This is a genomic window from Proteus sp. TJ1640 (genome assembly GCF_003144445.1).
Taxonomy (GTDB): Bacteria; Pseudomonadota; Gammaproteobacteria; order Enterobacterales; family Enterobacteriaceae; genus Proteus; species Proteus penneri.
In genome coordinates this window covers 304,807-321,102 of record NZ_PENY01000022.1, presented here as the reverse complement: position 1 = coordinate 321,102, position 16,296 = coordinate 304,807, and the positions used below count along the sequence as shown (strand labels likewise).

General features: G+C 39.7%; 14 protein-coding genes. 4 read left to right on the top strand and 10 right to left on the bottom strand.

Annotated features, from left to right (window positions below; genetic code table 11):
- Window positions 1-74: 74 nt before the first annotated feature.
- The 6 genes from DK861_RS10780 to DK861_RS10755 form a co-directional block, all read right to left on the bottom strand.
- A complete protein-coding gene (locus tag DK861_RS10780) occupies window positions 75-2,021 on the bottom strand; it encodes a TonB-dependent receptor (RefSeq protein ID WP_109400146.1) in 1,947 nt (648 codons plus the stop codon).
- A gap of 219 nt (window positions 2,022-2,240) precedes the next feature.
- Window positions 2,241-3,089, bottom strand: coding sequence for a ModD protein (gene modD, locus DK861_RS10775; protein WP_109400083.1), 849 nt, complete (start codon window positions 3,087-3,089; stop codon window positions 2,241-2,243).
- Window positions 3,086-3,910: a class I SAM-dependent methyltransferase gene (locus tag DK861_RS10770; RefSeq protein WP_109400082.1), complete on the bottom strand. Its 825-nt coding sequence runs from the start codon at window positions 3,908-3,910 to the stop codon at window positions 3,086-3,088. Before DK861_RS10770 ends, modD begins: the two co-directional genes overlap by 4 nt.
- Window positions 3,897-4,691 (bottom strand): ABC transporter ATP-binding protein, encoded by a 795-nt coding sequence (locus DK861_RS10765; protein ID WP_109400081.1) that lies wholly within the window; start codon window positions 4,689-4,691, stop codon window positions 3,897-3,899. Before DK861_RS10765 ends, DK861_RS10770 begins: the two co-directional genes overlap by 14 nt.
- A complete protein-coding gene (locus DK861_RS10760) occupies window positions 4,691-5,686 on the bottom strand; it encodes an iron ABC transporter permease (protein WP_109400080.1) in 996 nt (331 codons plus the stop codon). Before DK861_RS10760 ends, DK861_RS10765 begins: the two co-directional genes overlap by 1 nt.
- Window positions 5,683-6,714, bottom strand: a complete 1,032-nt coding sequence (locus DK861_RS10755; protein ID WP_109400079.1) for an iron ABC transporter substrate-binding protein — start codon at window positions 6,712-6,714, stop codon at window positions 5,683-5,685. Before DK861_RS10755 ends, DK861_RS10760 begins: the two co-directional genes overlap by 4 nt.
- 231 nt (window positions 6,715-6,945) lie before the next feature.
- On the opposite strand from DK861_RS10755, the gene gntR reads away from it, so the two are divergent.
- From gntR to DK861_RS10735, 4 genes are all read left to right on the top strand, one after another.
- Complete coding sequence (gntR, locus tag DK861_RS10750; protein WP_072064428.1) at window positions 6,946-7,941, top strand: gluconate operon transcriptional repressor GntR; 996 nt, start codon at window positions 6,946-6,948, stop codon at window positions 7,939-7,941.
- A gap of 289 nt (window positions 7,942-8,230) precedes the next feature.
- On the top strand, window positions 8,231-8,785 hold the full coding sequence (gene gntK, locus DK861_RS10745) for a gluconokinase (protein ID WP_109400078.1): 555 nt from the start codon (window positions 8,231-8,233) through the stop codon (window positions 8,783-8,785).
- Complete coding sequence (gntU, locus tag DK861_RS10740; protein ID WP_109400077.1) at window positions 8,782-10,119, top strand: gluconate transporter; 1,338 nt, start codon at window positions 8,782-8,784, stop codon at window positions 10,117-10,119. The genes gntK and gntU overlap by 4 nt, the downstream gene beginning before the upstream one ends.
- A 149-nt stretch (window positions 10,120-10,268) precedes the next feature.
- Window positions 10,269-11,195, top strand: coding sequence for a methyl-accepting chemotaxis protein (locus DK861_RS10735; RefSeq protein ID WP_072064425.1), 927 nt, complete (start codon window positions 10,269-10,271; stop codon window positions 11,193-11,195).
- Window positions 11,196-11,276: 81 nt separating this feature from the next.
- Here DK861_RS10735 and DK861_RS10730 read toward each other — a convergent pair whose 3' ends face one another.
- The 4 genes from DK861_RS10730 to DK861_RS10715 form a co-directional block, all read right to left on the bottom strand.
- A complete protein-coding gene (locus tag DK861_RS10730) occupies window positions 11,277-12,509 on the bottom strand; it encodes an SGNH/GDSL hydrolase family protein (RefSeq protein WP_109400076.1) in 1,233 nt (410 codons plus the stop codon).
- A complete protein-coding gene (locus DK861_RS10725; RefSeq protein ID WP_109400075.1) occupies window positions 12,484-13,686 on the bottom strand; it encodes an SGNH family hydrolase in 1,203 nt (400 codons plus the stop codon). Before DK861_RS10725 ends, DK861_RS10730 begins: the two co-directional genes overlap by 26 nt.
- Window positions 13,673-15,091, bottom strand: coding sequence for an MBOAT family O-acyltransferase (locus tag DK861_RS10720; protein WP_109400074.1), 1,419 nt, complete (start codon window positions 15,089-15,091; stop codon window positions 13,673-13,675). Before DK861_RS10720 ends, DK861_RS10725 begins: the two co-directional genes overlap by 14 nt.
- 171 nt (window positions 15,092-15,262) lie before the next feature.
- Complete coding sequence (locus DK861_RS10715) at window positions 15,263-16,057, bottom strand: protein bax (protein WP_072064422.1); 795 nt, start codon at window positions 16,055-16,057, stop codon at window positions 15,263-15,265.
- Between the last annotated feature and the right edge of the window lie 239 nt (window positions 16,058-16,296).

Below are 16,296 nucleotides of genomic sequence, written 5' to 3'. Positions count from 1 at the left end.
ATTAAAGTTATTTTAGGGATAAAAAAGAGCTGATATTAGAATAAATATCAGCTCTTATATTGATAAAAAATAAATTAGAATTTATATTCAACACCTAACCAGTAATTACGGCCATCTTCCATATAACCTTGAGTATATTCATAAGACTTATCAAAAAGATTATTTACAGAAGCATTAGCAGAAACACCATACCCAAAATCATAATCTAAACGAAGGTCTGTTTTTGCATAGCCTGCCAATTTGTCATTTTCATCAATGCGGTTATAGATCCAACTTTGTGCTTCTTCCATAATGGTAAAGCGAACCTGTTCTACAGGAATAAATGTCATCCACATATAGGCTTTATGTTTTGGTAAACCTTCAACGTGTGCTATTTGTTTAGGATCGCTATGGATATAGCTGTAATTTAAGCCAAGCTCTAACCAATCTGTCACATTACCTTTTGTCCCTAAATCTAAACCAATATAGTCAATACGTCCGCTATTTTGGTTTTGAAAGAATGCGTTGCCATTGCGATAAACGGTATGTGCCATAATTGCATCACTGACACGATTGTAGTAAACGCTAGTTTGATAACCCCATTTATCTGTAATGTGTCCTTCATAAGTTAAGTCAAAAGATAATGCACGTTCAGGATCTAAATCTGGATTGATGATCCCTTTTGAGCCATCTTTGGGTTTTTCACTTGTGTAACGTTCTTTTTGTGTAGGGAAACGGCTACGATCAGACACGGAGAAACGTACAGCATCATCATTGGCTAATGAATATTTTGCCATCATTTCCCAGTTAAAGGCTGTTTGCTTGTTATCATCAGCGCCTTTGTCAGTCTCAACGCTATCGCGCCAGTCATAGCTAATTGCACCCACTAAATCGAGATCATTAGTGGCAGCCCATTGATATTCTGTTGCCAAAGACCATGTTCTGTCTTTATAACGCATCCAATTGCCACCTTTCTCTTTTTGGGCGCGATGAACGTCATCTTTCCAGTGAGCAGCGAAAGAGAGCAGATCATTTTCACGTGTATCGATGCCTAATTGTAATGCGGCACCTGTACTGTAATCGTCATAGTGACTGTAATCAGGTGTATTACCTTTTTTAGGATACATATAAAGGGTATTTTCAAATTTATCGTGATAAGCACGACTTTGTAATTTCATACCATCAGTAATTTGAGTAATACCGCTATAGTAATAGCTTTCTTTATTGTAATCCGGCCATGCCCAATATTTAAATTTACCTTTACCCAATGTTGATGGTGGGCTATTTTTTTCACCGTCTTGTTTTACATAAGTTAGGGTATATTCGTCAGAAGCGCGTGGCGTCCAACCCACTTTGATCATGCCACGTTTATCATCAGTTGCAGAGTTATCACGACGCCCATGAGTTCCTGCCGCTGCATTATTTTCATCAGCACCTGGAATTGGCGTAAAACGTTGTTTTAATTGACTTCCACTAATTTGAATAAAACCTAAATCATTACGCGCGCCTAAGCGAGCACTCATATTGTGTGCATAATCAGCGCCACGGGCAAAACCTTGAGAATAAGCGATACTGCCTTCTAAGGATTTTTTCGGTGTCGCAGTAGTGATATTAATTGCACCACCCATTAAGTTAGGGCCTTGCAGTAATGAGGTATAGCCTTTGTTGACTTCAATGTTTGCCAGATCGTTTGTGGTAAAGCGAGCCAAGTCTAAGTTGCCATCATAAGGAACATAAGTCGGGATACCATCAAAGAATACAGGTACTTGACGGCTATCAAAACCACGTACTTTAATGGTGTACTCATTACGGTTACCCGATTTTTGCATTACAACACCGGGTAATGTTGCAATGGCTTGCGCCGCATTGACCTTATTTTGTTCAAGCATTTGTTCTTGCGTTAATATATCTGGATTTGCTGCAATAGGACTACTCCAAACAGTTAATAAATCAGGAGTGGATTGCCCATAAGTGGTGTCAGCAAGTGCAATACTGGGTAGTAGAGCAAGAGATAAACAGTAGCATAGAGGTTTTAATTTCATCATTCCAATCTCAGTTTATAATCAATATATAATTTTTTATATAACGATGTGCGTAAAAATAAATGAATAAAAAGAGCGCTAACATCTGTTAGCACTCGGTTTTTTATAAAATAAAGCAACAAATTCATATAAAAGAAGTTCAGCAAAGATACTCCTCTATGCCACTACAACCATTTCCTTGTTATAACTTTTTTTACATTCAGTAGATGTTGTCTTTATTTAATCTTTTGGATAAAGGCGAACTTTAATATCCGTCGGTGGAGCATAATAAGGCGCAGATGTCACCAGTAAGTTGACGCCTGTCTGCGCATATTTTTCAATTGTGTTTAAGTTAATACCACCAGCCAAGGAAAGATGACAGTGAGGTGCAACGTGAGGCACTTCTTGTTGTAGCTGTGCGATATCTTCAATAGAGAACTTATCGAGCTGTAAAATATCTGGCTGTGCTTTTAACGCCTCTCTTGCTTGTTCAATATCATCAGCTTCTACAACAATGCATTTTTCAGGTGCCGCTTGGCGTAACTGCTTAACATGTTGCGCCCAATTATTAGGCTCTGACAAAAATCGACGATGGTTAGCAAAGAGCAAAATAGTTTCGGAGCAACCTTGGCGATGAATGACACCACCGCCCGCCAGTACGGCTTGGGTCGCGAGTAATTTAGTATTAGGGATATTTTTACGTGTACACGCAATTTGCCCTTTAGGTTGATAGCGGTGATAAATATCTAGCATTCTTGCCATATAATCACTCACGCCACAACTCCACTCAAGGACGTTTTGTACCACTTTCCAGCCTTGATGTAGTGCATCAGCACGGCCTTCAGCCGTGATTAAGCAATCACCTGCATTAGCAAAATCGCCATCTTGTTGATGTGCGATGACTACTAATCCTAATTTTTCCAATAAGCGACAACCTAGAGTGATCCCACTGACGCAACCTGCTTCACGGCGTGTAAAAGTCATTGTGCCTAGTTGGTTACCAATATTCAGAGCTCGGCTGGTGAGATCGCCATATTGGATATCTTCCATCAACAAATTATCAAGAAAGGCATCAGGATAATAAATCATAGAGTTAGCTCACTTTCAGGAACGACATCCCAAGAAACCATTGCCCAATCACGAGTTGGCGAAATCAATGAAGCACCTTTTTCAATGCTTTCTTGATAGTAATTTGTTAGGCGTATAATTTCGTCTTCACTTAAAGGCCCTACGGAGAAGTTGATGCCTTCAATAAATTGCTCAAGGCTATTAAAATTACTCTGACAATTACGGCTACGAATATAATCCACTTTAGGGTGAATACCCATTTGGTTTAGCATATTCACAGCATAAATGTACGTTGGAAGCGTAGGAACCTCACGACCCAATAAGCGAATAATGCGTTGATCAACAAAGGTTGGTGAAACCGTATGAGTGGTATAAACACGTAATTTCGCTTGGCGATTAAGTTTGATTAATGCAGCTTTTAAATCCATCACTAAAGTTGAACGTGAAGCGACAGCGATATCACAACGAGGAAGCTCATCCCAGCTATCTTCCCATGAACACGTTATAAATTCTGCGTGGTTGATGCCTGCTTGTTCGGCTCTGCGTTTAGCGACCGCTAACATTCCTGTACTGTAATCAATGCCAATTATTTTTTTGAATTTATCTGCAACATGAATACTGATAGAGCCAGGACCACAACCTACATCTAATAGGGTTTCAGCACCGGTAAAATCCATCATTTCACGGAATTTTATTAAATAGGGATCGTTAGGATTGGCACAGGTTTCTGCCATTTTTTCAGCACGTTTATCCCAATGCTCTGGCTCTTTTTTGGTTCTTTCAGCCTGTACCATGTGGTTTTTATAAAGTTCAGCAAAATCCGTGGTTTCAATTGTGTTCATATTCTTGCCTATGGTCATTTTTATTATCAGAGTAGGCGTGAAAATGCGCCTGAATATCTGTTGGTTGTACACCATAAAGGTGCGCTAAATTGTCGGGTGTCAGCAAAATGTCAGGTCTATCTTGCAAAACGGGCACATGAGGTGTCAGCAAAATGACATCATCTGCCAAAGAAGCGGCATGTTGAGGGTGATGTGTAGACATAAAAACACTGATCCCTAATGCTTTTAATGCCTTAACTTGGGTAAGCAATTTGATTTGATTACCAAAATCAAGGCTTGCTGCGGGTTCATCCATAATCAACAATTTGGGTTGTTGCACTAAAGCGCGTGCAATTAATACCATCTGTTTTTCACCGCCACTTAAGGTATCAAAAGTTCGGTGAGCAAGATGAGAAAGCGAGAGCATTTCTAAGGTTTCCATTGCCATCGTTTTATCTTGTGAGCTAGGCATCGAAAAAAAGGAGAGATGCGCACCTCGCCCCATGACAACCATATCAATAACATTGAAAGAAAAGGGGATATGTGTTGCTTGAGGAACATACGCCACGACTTTGGCAAGTTCTGTTGGTGACCACTCACTTAGTGTTTTACCCGCAATATTAATCTCACCATCAATACAAGGTATCAAACCTAATAACGTGCGCATTAATGTCGTTTTTCCACAACCATTGGCACCTAATAAGCAAATTATTTGCCCTTGTTCGATACGAAAGGAGAGATCTTTAATTAAGGATTTACCTTTGTAACCAATGGAAAGTCGATTGGCATTAGCAATGATCATCAGCCTTTCCTCGTTCTAAGTAACAACATTAAGAAGAATGGCGCACCAATGGCAGAGGTTAAAATACCTAATGGAAGTTCAATATTGGCAATCGTGCGGGCTAATGTATCAGTGATTAATAACATAATAGCGCCAACAAGCAAGGAAACAGGCAGTTGCTGGCTAAAGTTAGCACCCACTAACAACCTTGCAATATGAGGCACAATTAAACCTAACCAACCAATAATACCCGCAATAGAAACTGCACTTGCGGTGATTAATGTCGCAGACAAAATAAAGATAAGCCGTGTGACCTCGACGTTTAAACCTAATGCTCTGGCTTCTTCATCAGATAAACTGAGAATATTCATACGCCAGCGTAATAAAATAAGTGGAATAAAACCGACTAACATTAAAGGCGCAACAGAAATGAGATCAGAAGCCGTAATGGTCGAAAGCCCACCTAAGAGCCAAAAGGTAATTGAAGGCAATTGAGTATAAGGATCGGCGAGAATTTTCATTAATGAGATTGCAGAGCCACATAGTGCACTGATAGCAATACCGACTAATACAAGCGAAAGCACCGGATCATGTTGTTTCGCAAGTCTCGCAATAAAGTAGACTAGAGCAACCGTTGCTAAACCACCCGCAAAAGCGAAAAGTTGAATCGACAACATTGATTGCCCAAGAAAAATACCTAAAACGGCACCGACACCAGCACCGGACGAAACACCAAGAATATCAGGTGATACTAAAGGGTTACGAAACATGCCTTGATAAGCCGCACCTGCGATCGCCAATCCTCCACCAATTAAGATTGCCGCTAGAACGCGAGGAAATCTTATTTGCCAAAAGACAGTTTCAGTGCGACTGTATTCCACATTGCCGGTTAATTTATTACCCACTAGCGTCCACAGCTCATTGGTAGTAAGTGAATACTTACCACTTGTGATCGCAATTAACGCGACAATGGAAAATAACGCAAAAAGAAGTGTGATGCGTGCCGATTGACTCATGAATACCCCAGCAATTGCTGACATTGCTCCGCACTTAATTGCGTATGGTAAAAATGAGCAAAGTAATTTTGCAGATCGCGAACCGCTTGTTTTTCGATTCGAGGATCGAAATGGCCCTGTAGGCGGCGCATTCCCATTAAACGGTTGATACCCGGAGGGCCATCTAACCAACCAAATGGTAAACCTTTAAACAGTAATACTTTGTTGTTTTTAACGGCTTGAATGCTTTTCCATACAGAGTCTTGCATTATTTGCTGATAGGCGTTTTCATCTTGCGTGATGATAATTTCAGGGTTCCACATTAACAGTTGTTCTGGTGATACATCCGTTAACCCGGTGAAATCAGGAACATCGACGACATTTTCAAAACCTAATGCCTCAATGGCTTCTGTATGAATTGAGTGCCTTGCACCCGTTTGTAATCCTTTTGCACCACGAGCAAGATAAAAACGCGGGTGCGCTTTTTGTTCAGAAGCAAATAGGGCTGCGTCATTAAGGTATTGCTCTGCAATTAGCGCTAATGTTTCTGCTTTTTCTGTAACCCCTAATAAAGCGCCTGTTTGACGTAACTGAGCTGGGCTGTCTTTTAATGTGCCATCAATTAACACATAAGGCACACCCGTTTGATCGGAAACGCGTTTCGCTAATGAGCGATAGGTTTCATCTACATTACCACTATCAATAATGATATCGGGCTTTAACATCAGTAAAGTTTCTAAAGAGAGGGTACTTCCTCGTCCAGACAAACGCCCTAAACGGGGTAATTTACGCAATTCATCTGAAAATAAAGAACTTTTTTCTAAATTAAGTGAGGAAAAACCTAATAGTTTTTCAGGGGCTAATGCGAGTAACAATTGATCAGTAGGCGGTCCCGCACTGATCACGCGATGGATCGCGGTTGATGCTGGAACATGACCAAATTGTGCTGCAATACGCGAGGTTATTGCGGCTCTTACCGAATGTGGAAGTGCGGATAATGTCGCAATGGTTGTGAGGTAAGTTAGAAATTGTCGTCTACAGATCGCCATAAGTTCACACTTTTTATTGTTTTACGTTGGTATCGTTATTTCATTTATTATATAGCGATGAATACTATATTTCCTTTGGCTTAAGTCAAGGGATCATCAGTCAAAATCAAATCTAGGCACACATCTGAAAAACTTTATTCGAAATAGTGTATAACCTAAGGCTATAATCAGTGTTCTTGGAAAATTAAAGCGCGTATTAATACGAATGTTTTTGGATAGTTGCGATATAAAATGAAGAAAAAACGCCCCTCATTACAGGATGTAGCTTCACGTGTTGGTGTCACCAAAATGACGGTTAGTCGTTTTTTGCGTAACCCAGAACAGGTCTCTGAAGCTTTACGAGAAAAAATTGCGCGCGAGTTAGATAGTCTTAATTATATTCCTAACCGTGCTCCTGATATTTTATCTAATTCTACCAGTCATGCGATTGGGGTATTACTACCTTCTTTAACTAACCAAGTTTTTGCTGAAGTTATTCGTGGTATTGAATCAGTGACCGATAAATACGGTTATCAAACCATGTTAGCGCACTACGGATATCGTGCTGAAAAAGAAGAAGAACGCCTACTTTCATTGCTCTCTTATAATATTGATGGACTTATTCTTGCAGAAAGAACACACACGCCAAAAACAATAAAAATGCTAGAAACAGCAGGGATCCCTGTGGTGGAAATCATGGATAGCGTTTCACCTTGTTTTGACTCTGCTGTGGGCTTAGACAACATTGAAGCATCACAACAGATGGTCAGTGAAATGATCAAGCGTGGCTGTAAGCGTGTTATTTATCTTGGAGCAAGACAGGATGAACGTACTCTAATGCGTTTAAAAGGTTATGAAAGTGCAATGCAAAATGCAGGCTTACCTATTGGTAATGTGATGACGCCAAAAAGCTCATCTTACTCATTAGGGGCTGAATTATTACATGCAGCACGTAAACAATATCCTGATTTAGATGGACTTTATTGTACCAATGATGATATCGCTATTGGTGCTGTTTTTGAGTGCCAACGTTTAGGAATTTCAGTGCCTAATGATATCGCCATCTCAGGTTTTCACGGACATGACGTAGGGCAAGTAATGACGCCTCGTCTGGCGAGTATCTTGACTCCCCGTGATGAAATGGGGCAACAAGCTGCTGATTTATTGCTTAAACGAATGAAAGGTAAAATTGCTCGAGGACAAGTTATTGATGTTGGTTTTCGCATTATTACAGGTGAAAGTATATAATAATTTAACTTATTGATAATATTCATGTTTATCATTTAATAACCCTATTGTTATGAAATAATTAACAGTAGGGTTTTTTATTGAGCCTTAAATAAATATCGAGTTACTTCTCCAATATTTTGTTGTCAGTATGTAGATCATCTTACTTTCATTTGCGAGTCGCCTCACATTTTCACTTCTTAGTTGATTTTCGTTGTTGTATTTACCTTATCACTTCGGATATGTTACCCGTAACAGTTACGGGTAACATTACAAAAAAGACTTAATATCTGCCTTAAAGGAGCATTCTATGAACGATACCCAATCCCTACACCATGTTTTTATCTTAATGGGGGTATCAGGCAGCGGTAAATCTGCGGTCGCAAGTGGTGTAGCACAACGTACAGGTGCTGCATTTTTAGACGGTGATTTCCTCCATCCTCGCTCAAATATTATTAAAATGGCATCAGGCCATGCTTTAAATGATGAAGATCGTAAACCTTGGTTACAAGCATTAAATGATGCCGCATTTGCAATGCAAAGAACTAATAATGTTTCGTTAATTGTTTGTTCTGCATTGAAAAAACAGTATCGAGATATGTTAAGAGACGGTAATCAATGCCTGCACTTTTTATATTTAAAAGGTGACTATGAGCTGATTGAGAGTCGCTTAAAAGCACGTAAAGGGCACTTCTTTAAACCTCAAATGTTAGTGACTCAATTTGAAACCTTAGAAGAGCCAACAAAAGCTGAAAACGATGTGTATGAAATTGATATTTCAATGCCACTCGATGATGTGATTGAAAGTGTAATTAATAAGATAAATTCAGTCACTCAAGGGACTTTTGAAGGGGAAACGGTATGAGTACATTAACACTGGTGCTAACGGCAGTTGGTTCTGTTTTATTACTGCTCTTTTTTGTGATGTATGCACGTTTGCATGCTTTTATCGCATTAATGATTGTTGCAATTGGCGCGGGTCTTTTCTCGGGTATGCCTTTGGAGAAAATCACACAAACCATGCAAAACGGAATGGGAGGGACTTTAGGTTTCCTCTCTATCGTCGTTGCGCTGGGTGCGATGTTTGGTAAGGTGCTACATGAAACAGGAGCATTAGACCAAATCGCAGTCCGATTATTAAAATACTTTGGTGAGAAACGTGCCAACTACGCATTAGGTATTGCTGGTTTAATTTGTGCTCTCCCCTTGTTCTTTGATGTTGCTGTTGTCTTATTAATTGGTGTTGTATTTGCCGTTGCTCGCCGTACTGGTGGCAATGTGGTGAAAATGGCTATCCCTCTGTTTGCCGGTGTTGCAGGTGCTGCCGCCTTCTTATTACCGGGACCAACACCAATGCTGTTAGCTGACCAAATGAACGCTGATTTTGGTTGGATGATTTTAATTGGTTTATGTGCAGCTATTCCTGGCATGTTACTCGCTGGCCCTATCTTCGGTAACTTTATTAGCCGTTACGTTACCTTAGAATTACCAAAAGATTTAACTGAGCCTAGTTTAGGTCAGAATAAAATGCCTTCTTTTGGTTTCAGTCTTGCGCTTGTGTTATTACCGTTAGTGTTAGTGGGATGCAAAACCATCGGTGCACGTTTCGTTGAGAAAGGTTCTCAACTCTATAATATTCTTGAATTTGTTGGTCATCCATTTATTGCAATCCTTGTGGCTTGTTTAGTGGCTATTTACGGTCTTGCTATCCGTCGTGGTATGAGCAAAGAAAAAGTAATGGAGATTTGTTCTGCTGCAATCCAACCTGCGGGGATCATTTTACTGGTAACAGGGGCAGGCGGTGTCTTTAAGCAAGTATTAGTAGATTCAGGTGTTGGCCCTGCATTAGGGAATGCTTTAATTGGCGCAGGTATGCCAATCGCAGTAGCGTGTTTTATTCTGGCAGGTGCAGTACGTGTTATTCAAGGTTCAGCTACGGTTGCTTGTTTAACCGCAGTGGGTTTAGTTTTACCAGTGATTAATGAGTTGGGTTACAGTGGCGCTCAAATGGCGGCATTATCAGTGTGTATCGCGGGTGGCTCTATTATTCTTAGCCATGTCAATGACTCAGGTTTCTGGTTGTTTGGTAAATTTACTGGTGCAACAGAAGCACAAACCTTAAAAACATGGTCATTAATGGAAACTATTCTTGGCACAACAGGTGCTGTGATCGGTATGATTTTCTTCGCATTTCTTTGATACCTAATCTTTGTGTTTCAAATTATTAGCGCGTCTTTTGACGCGCTTTTTCATTGCTATAAATAACTATCAAATATGACAGAAAATATCTCATTTCTCATTAACCTATAGGTTTCTTTATTCGGTGGGCATATTTAGGGCTATCATATATGGTTGACTATAATTCGCTTTTTATTAAACACACGGATTGTAATATTCATACAATCACGCTTATACGTGATTCGATTTTAGCATCAAGTAATAAGCTACAAGATAAGCTGAATTTACTCGATGAAATGGAACTTCTATTCAGCAAGATGTTAGATAATTCCCGCTTATTAACTCAATTTTTAAATGAAGTTGATACACATTTTACGCATAGCCGAGGAGAGATAGAAAATTTCTCAGATTGGCTAAAAAAAATTAAAGAGAGCGCTAGCAATATTGATAGGCTTTCTAGTCAGGCGAACCTTTTATCAATCAATTCAGCGATTGAAGCCGGGCATATAGGGCGAGAAGGTGCGGGATTTTCCGTCTTAGCCCAAGAGATGAAAAAATTATCATTAGAAATCCAAAATCAGGCTTCTTCTATTGCCAGCATTAATAATAATCTAGGTGCGCGCTTTATTCCCGTTAAAGAAACCACAGAAAAAAACCAAGAGCAGGTTCAACAAATAAAAATACAGGTTGAAGAAGGGCATCAAAATTTAACATCATTGTCAGAGCAAGCGAGCGAGCTTAAACATATTTTTACCTTTATTTCGATGCAGCAATTTTTTAATACCGTCAAACTCGATCATGTTTTATGGAAAGAAGCGATTTATATCCATTTATTAAATCATGATGATGAGCACTGCGTTAATCAGCACACTGAATGTCGATTAGGAAAGTGGTATTACCAAGGTGATGGACGGAAATTCGCGGGTAAAGAAGCCTTTCGTCGTTTAGAAGAGCCACATAAATTAGTACATGAGTGTGGACGTTTAGCACTAAGTGCCAATATCAATGGTGATCAAGACGCAGTAACGCAATATATAAAACAGATGGAACAAGCCAGTGTTGATGTTATCAAGTATGTGGACGTTTTATTAAACTGAGCGGCTGACTAATTAGATAAATAAAAATCAGAACATCAAAAAGGAGCGATAAGCTCCTTTTGGTGTGTTGCACTGCGTAGATCAGCTTTTGTTTATTAAGGTATTTAATTGGCTATAAAGTGTGTTTGCACTGCTTTCATAACCTTCACGAGAAAGATGAACACCATCAGGTCTTGCTAAATCATAGAGAGCCCAAACCTTTATTGAACATTCGCCTCCCATATAATCACGCCAATCCCAAAAGAGTGTTTTCTCTTGTTGTGCCACCTCTTTTTGAATACGGATGATATCACTTAGCCATTGAGGTTGTTGTGAACGGCAATCAGGGGCTTCTTTATTTTTAACTGAATCAGAAGGCCCAATTAATAAGATAGTGCTATTAGGCGCTTGCTGGCGAATTTGACGAATTTTATCCGTAAGCTGTTGGCGATAAGCAATTAAATCAAAGGTGTCATTAAAAGCTTCATTTGTACCATAAGCTAAAATCACCATATCAGGATGTAATTGTCCTAATGTTTCAGTCCACTGTGCGCCCCATTTATCCATCATATTGATAGTGGCACCATTAATGCCTAATGAAGAAAGCATTACCCCAGGTTGTTGATTGGTGATCAACCAACCGCCTAATTTAACAGGCTGGTTTTTGTTAACGGTAATGCTGACAGGGAATGTCATAGCTGTCGGGTTTGAAAACTGCCATTTACCTTGTGTTTGCGAGAGTGAAAGGATTTTGCTTGTCGATGACTGTACATTCACTCGCGCTGTTGTTGGCGTTTTATAAAGTGCTTGTAACTGATAACGTTGCTGAGTTATTGGGTTTTCAGATAACTGTAATTTTGCCCATTTCGCTTGAGGTTCACTAATAAAACCCCCTAATGGGAAATCAGGATCGCTATCTTTTCTGCTAGAAAGCAGTGTCCATGCTTTTTTGTCACTCTGGTATTGTACGTTTGCAATACGCTGACCTGCTACATTCGTCGGGGGAATAAAACCAATACCGCCATTACCATAGTCAGCCTGAAAACGTTCACGCAACTTACCACTGAAAAAATCAGCCGCAGTATGGGAATCCCCTAGCTGGACAATGTGAACAGTTTGGCGACCTTGCTGGAGTTTCTTAACAAAGTCCGCAAAGTGAGGATCATGATAGTTATAAAGCTGTCTTGAACCATCAGCAGGTAATACGGATGGTGTGGGGAGCTTTACTGTTTTTTCAGTGTCTTGGTTACAAGCGACTAAGAGTGAAACTAAAGCCAGTATGATTGAGCTACTGATTAACGTTTTACGCTTAAGGATGTGCGTTATTTGTTTCATTTACAATAACCGTGTTTTTATCTTTTATATCATCGGCTGCATTATCTTCTTTACTTTCTTCTTGAAGATGAATACGTGAGAATACGTGCTGAGCAATAATTTGCTGACCTTTTAAGCTAAAATGAATGCCATCACCGGCTCTTAACTTAACACGGCTACTACCATCACCCATATAATCAGAATAAATATCTTTTTCATATTTAAACATATCATTGACGGAAAGGTAAATTTCGCCCATTTTCTCAGCTTCTTCACGATAAAGTTTATCGAGATATGCCATACCTTTAGATAACTTCTGCTTGCGCATATTAGGTGGTCCAACCCAAATAACAGTGACATTATTCTGTCGAGCATTTTCTATAATGCTTGCAATACGCGCTCGGTAGGCTGACTCCCATGCTTCACTCGCAAATTTTAAGTAACGTCCTCCGCCATCAGGTGGCATATCCCAAGGATCGTTAGGACCTAAAAAGACCACTAATAATTTGATAGAGTCATCACTGGCTAAACGTGTCGCAATAGTTTGTGGCCAATTGAAAAAGCGTGGATAAGCAAGTCCTGTACTTTGTTTACTTAAATCGATACTGTTGATGTTGTAATCTGTTTTTAGTTGACGCTTAAGTAAAGGTGCAACACCTTGCATCATTGAATCGCCTGCAAATAACACTTTGTCTTCTGATGATAAGGTAATTTCTGTTTTCTGAACGATGGGTTTTAAGGCTTGTAAGGCGTCATCAGACACATCCGTAGCCGAATGGTAGGGTAATCCACTCATTGCTTGCTTACGCTCTAACAGTTGAGGGAAGCGTTGCGTTAATTGAGTTGCTGGTCGTGTATACCCATTAAAGAAGTGTAGGCCAACAGCAAAGCCTTCAGGAAGTTGCTCAGGCGCTGAGGTTTGTACTATTGGTTTTGCCTGATTATCAGGATGATTAACTTGCAGGTAATCACCATAGCTTTCTACTGCAACGAATACGCCATCACGCAGCTGCCCCCCGACTTGCCAAGCATAATAGTGAGAAAGCCCAGACCAAGGTGCTGGGCGGTGATATTGTTGCTGCCAAAAGCGCTCTAATGATGTTTGGTTTAGCCAAATCAACAGGATGGTACTAAAGAGTACCATTAAGGCGACTTTTGCTGTCTTTTTTAAATTTGAGCAGAAATCAAAAGCTGGCATAAATAAATCCTGGCACCCCATCTGGAGACAACATAAAAATAATCGTGAGGATCAACGCAAGTGGTAGAGGATAAACATACCACGGCACTCTTTTCTCAAGACGAGCCACAATATCCCTTAATGTCACAAAGCAAGGGTAAAGTAAAAAAAGTCCCCAGAACATAAAGAGGGTTAAGCCTTCAGCTTGTAGTGATGCCCAAGCTCCCACACTAAAGAGTTGCTGGATCAAGACCAACGCATCTCCCACGGTTTGACTGCGGAAAAATATCCACGCAAAGCAAACAAAGTGGAAAGTGATTATCCACGACAACAACATATTTAATGACGATAACGCACTAGGTGGGGCATTTTTTTTCGCTGGAAAGAGGCGGTGTTTAATATTTAATAACACCACACCAATCCCGTGAATAGCGCCCCAAATAATGAAAGTCATGGCAGCGCCGTGCCATAATCCAGAAATCACCATTGCAGCAAAGGCATTAAAGTTCTGTCTAATCACTCCTTTACGATTACCCCCTAAAGGAATATAGACGTAATCACGAATAAAGGTAGATAAACTGATGTGCCACCGACGCCAAAAATCGGCTAAGTTTATCGCTAAATAAGGCGCATTAAAATTACGAGGGACGACAAAACCTAGTAATAAGGCAATACCTGTAACAAGATTGGTGTAACCCGAGAAATTAAAATAGATATGCCATGCATAGGCATAAACAGCCGTCAATACTTGCCCACTTTGCGCTAAATCGGGGGCATTAAATACCGGATCGACATAGTTTGTTGAGAACCAACCACTTAACCAAAAGAGTTTTGCGATAGCTAAAACAATCAGCATTATCGCCCCTTTATAATCAATGATTTTACGTGTTGGCGCCTGAATTTGAGGGAGAAATTCTTTAGCGCGATTAATTGGCCCCGCGACTATGCTTGGGAAAAAGCATAAATAAAGAACGACATCCAAAAATGGTGCTTTAGGGATCTCTTTTCGGCAAACAGAAACGACATAACTGACTGAATGGAAAATATAGAAAGAGAGCCCTAATGGTGCAAGCAACTCAATAAGAGGTAGCTCAATACTGAGCCCCCATTGCTGGAATGTTTGCGTCAGTGTTTCTTGAAAAAATGAGTAATATTTAAAGGCGGTAAAATAGACCGCAACGAGTAACCCTAATAGCCAGTATATGACTTTAGAAGATGTGTACTTAGTTAATATGTTCGCCAGTAAATAAATAAACAGTGTATAGCTTAATAAGATAATCGCAGGACGATAATCCGCATAAAACAGAAAAGCATAACTAACTGTAATCAGTAGAATATTTTGGATCTTGACGTGCTTTTGGAAGAGCCAATATAGAACAAAAAAGCTAACAAAGGCTCCGAGAAACTCGAATGAAAAAAAATTCATAAATGGCTCTAAGGGTGTGATTTAAAAGTCATACCAAACGTGTTACCACATATATTATGAATTCTAAGCAGGCTTTCAATCAAAAGATTATCTTGTGATAAATAAAAGCCACTTTTCTCTAAAAAGAAAAGTGGCTTTTTGTCAGATGAAAGCTTGTTAAAGCTTAATAGATTAACTATCTTGCTTCGACTGCAACTGAACTTGAGTGATCAGTTTTTTATTTGAGTCGAACATTTCTGTCAGATAATCGTTATAACTTGAACCCAATTCTGAGTAACCTTTCAAGTCAGTGATTAACTGGCGAGAGTCGAGTTGTTGCTGCGTCATTCTTTGCTGTGCTCTTGAGGAGCGCAATGAATTATAGGCGCGGTGCGTATTGAGATTACGCATATAAGCAATCACTGAGCCTTCAATATCAGGGTAGGCTGCATAGCCTTTGGTTTTCCCTGGAACGTTATTGCAAGACTGACTCCCACATCGCATACCGAATAGATTATTATTTTGTTGTGCCAACTTCGATGTTCCCCAGCCAGATTCTGTTGCAGCTTGCGTTGCGACAAAGTGTGTCGGAATAATATCAACGCGAGTTAATAACGAATCCCAATTTACCTTTTTCGGGCTGGTACATGTAACGCCATAATATTGACAGATCTCACGCAATTTTTTTAAATCTGCGCTGCCCCAGTGCTGGGCTTTACGTTGGGCGGTTAACCACTCACGATCTTTCAAAATCTTATTATTAACATTGTCAATAATAGGAACTATGACATTTAAAAACGCTTTCTTACGCTGTGTTCCCGAAGGGTATTTTTTCAAATCTGGCAACGGTGTTGACGTGCTTTTGAAAGAATACGCTTGCAGTATATGGGAACTGCCGGTACTGGTTGAAGCAAAGCTTACACCAGTAAAGAGTAGTGAAATCAAGAAAGCGAAGACGGCACTTGTCCTCATCAATTGAGAGGGCATTGCTTCTCCTCGTTTAACTGGATAAAAATCGAACGAATACTAGCAAATTACTTTTTTCATATCTACAAAATATCGCCTCACATTAGGATAACTACGAGTGATTTGTTAAATAAGTGTATAAGTTTTACTGGAAAGCCTCGTTTTATAATCGCTTTTTTCTTTTAACAAAAAGTGCTTTTTTGTTCTAAACTTAAATTTATCTTATAAAAAAAGACGTGACTTAACCCAAATTTAGCAAA